The organism is Nocardia sp. NPDC060220, from assembly GCF_042727815.1.
In the GTDB taxonomy this organism is placed as follows: Bacteria; Actinomycetota; Actinomycetes; order Mycobacteriales; family Mycobacteriaceae; genus Nocardia.
The window spans coordinates 1-2707 of the sequence record NZ_JBHWZY010000896.1 but is presented as its reverse complement, the minus strand read 5'-3'; the positions used below and the strand labels follow the sequence as shown (position 1 = coordinate 2707).

General features: G+C 65.4%; 3 protein-coding genes. 1 reads left to right on the top strand and 2 read right to left on the bottom strand.

The genetic code is table 11. From position 1 onward, the window contains the following. A partial coding sequence (locus ACFWF3_RS31385; protein WP_379317375.1) for an SRPBCC family protein occupies window positions 1-356 on the bottom strand: 356 nt, incomplete at its 3' end. 241 nt (window positions 357-597) lie between these two features. Further along, on the bottom strand, window positions 598-1638 hold the full coding sequence (locus ACFWF3_RS31380) for a M23 family metallopeptidase (protein ID WP_378993280.1): 1041 nt from the start codon (window positions 1636-1638) through the stop codon (window positions 598-600). A gap of 517 nt (window positions 1639-2155) precedes the next feature. Between ACFWF3_RS31380 and ACFWF3_RS31375 the strand changes: the two genes are divergently transcribed. Continuing rightward, the coding region (locus tag ACFWF3_RS31375) for an ATP-grasp domain-containing protein (RefSeq protein ID WP_379317373.1) at window positions 2156-2707 on the top strand (552 nt) is incomplete at its 3' end.

The following is a 2707-nucleotide window of genomic DNA, read 5'->3' as shown; positions in this document are numbered from 1 at the left end:
AGATGCTGGCCGCGCTCTGGCGGGGGTTCCTGGGTGATCTCGGTGCCGCCGTCGCGCGGAGTCAACCGCCAGGTGAGGTGCATGGTGCCCGCGGGTTCGGGCTGCTCGATGCCGAGCTCACGATTCGGTTCGAACACGGTGACAGTGAACGGTTTCGCGAACCGCCCGTGAATTCGCGCGGAGACCTTGCCATCGGGGAGATAGTCGCCGGTGGCGCCGACGGCAACCGGCCCGTGCATCCGCACCGACCGTACCCCGGGGTTCCATTCCGGCCACTGCTCGAGGTCCCCGAGCACCCCCCACACCAATTCCGGTGCGAGCCCGATGAACTGCGTGTACTTCGTCGTACCAGCCATAGCCGAAACGCTAGCCCCGCCACCTGCTCAGGGGAAGCGTGCCGCTGGTCACGCAACAAGACCGTCCACAAGCTGCCTCGATTACGCAACAGCCGGGCGAACAAAAGATGATCGGTCGTTTTCACCGACCACGCGTCGGCATCCCGACGGCAGTCACAGCAAGCCGACCAGTACTGAGGTCCGGCCTGAATTCATGGGAAGGCGGACCGCGACTAGTTATTCCTGTTCTTGCCGGTGATCACTAGTCACGCTGGGCGCCGAGGCTGATGCCGCGGGTGGCCAGCCACGGGACCGGATCGATCTTGTCGGTGCCGTTGAGCCAGACCTCGAAGTGGCAGTGCGGGCCGGTGGAGAAGCCGCGGTTGCCCATCGTGGCGATCTGGTCGCCCGCCATCACGCGCTCGCCCTGCGAGACGGTGGCGGTGTCGATGTGGCCGTAGATGGTGACGGTGCCGTCGTCGTGCAGGACGCGGACCCACATGCCGAAACCGGACGCCGGGCCCGCTTCGATGATGGTGCCGTCGGCGACCGCGTAGATCGGGGTGCCGATCGGTCCCGCGACGTCGATGCCGAGGTGCTGGACGCCCCAGCGGGCGCCGAAACCGGAGGTGTAGTTGCCCGCGGCGAACTTGGTGAACAGGGGCCGCAGCTTGGCGGATTCCTGGGCGGCGAGGTCTTCGGCGAACTTGGCGCCCTTGGCCAGGATGTCGTCGAAGTGGTTCTTGTCGGCGATGGTGGTGGCGTCGAGTACCTGAGGTGCCGCGCCGGTGCCCGGGTCGCCGACGTCGGCCGTGCTCATGGACTGGGCGGCGATCTCGTGGACCTGACCCGCTGCCTCGTAATCGATACCGTGCGCGGGCTGGCCCGGATCGGCCATGGCCGCCTGACCTGCGGCGACAACCGCACCGGCGGCGACGGCGATGACCGCGGCGCGGCCCTTCAGCGCGGCGGGCGGTGCGGGGACGCGGTGTGCGCCACCACGCCGTTCGGCGCGGCGCGGCGCGGGGGATTCTTCCGCGGTGGTCTCTTCGGCCGCGGGCGCCCAGTCGGTGCCGTACGTGCCGGTGTCATAGGACTCGTCCGCGGTCCATTCGTCCTCGGCGGGCGTCCACGCCGCGTCGTCGGACCACGAGTTCTGGTCGCGCCACGCGTCGTCGGTCTGCGGCCATGCGGCGGCGGGAGCCCGGCGGGCCTGCGGATGCGACGTGTATTCGTCGGCGTACCGGTAACGGTGGCCGGAGTTGGTGCGATTTTCGACTGGAAGGGTGGAGCGGTGGTTCATCGGCCGTGCCGATTCGCCAGCTGTTCCAAGCGAGTACTGAAGTACCTCAAGCTTGTCGTCCTCCTCAGTCCTGACTTGCCAGTCGTGACCTGGTTGTCGTGACCTGGTTGTGACTTCGACCGCATTGACGGTAACGAAGCGATTGCAGAGTGGCAAGCGCTGGTTGAAAACCTACACGCGTGTGTGACATTCGTCACCGTAACGCCATGGAATATCTCACCGTTTTCCGGCATCCCGGGTGAGGTCTGTCGACGACATAACGTAGTAGATGCCGGGGGGTTCCGGTTTTAGGCGGCCCGACCTGCCAAGGCGTTGTGAAACATCCAAAAACTACTCGCCAGTAGCCTTGGCCAGCGGTTTTCCGGGGCTCCCGTTATGGGTCGTGACCTGCGCCACTTACTATGAACGTGGTCGTTTACCCCTCCCCGTGACTAGCTACAGTCCGATCCGACCCGCTACCGACGTCGGGCCGCCAACAAAGACGTTGTCATAGCAACGCAGACGAGACGGTGAGTACATGGATCTCTTCGAATATCAGGCGAAGGAGCTCTTCGTTAAGCACGGAGTGCCTTCGTCCGAGGGTCGTGTTTGCGACACGGCCGAAGAAGCACGCGCCATTGCCGAGGAAATCGGCAAGCCCGTGATGGTCAAGGCGCAGGTCAAGGTGGGCGGCCGCGGCAAGGCTGGCGGCGTCAAATACGCGGCCACCCCGGAAGACGCGTTCACGCACGCGCAGAACATCCTCGGCCTCGACATCAAGGGCCACATCGTCAAGAAGCTCCTGGTCGCCGAGGCCAAGGACATCGCGGAGGAGTACTACATCTCCTTCCTGCTCGACCGTTCCAACCGCACCTACCTGGCCATGTGTTCGGTCGAGGGCGGCATGGAGATCGAAGAGGTCGCGGAGAAGACTCCCGAGCGCCTCGCCAAGATCGCCGTCGACGCTGTCAAGGGTGTCGACCTGGCCTTCGCCCGTGAGATCGCGGAGAAGGGCCACCTGCCCGCCGACGTGCTCGACGCCGCGGCCGTGACCATCCAGAAGCTGTGGGAGGTCTTCGTCAACGAGGAC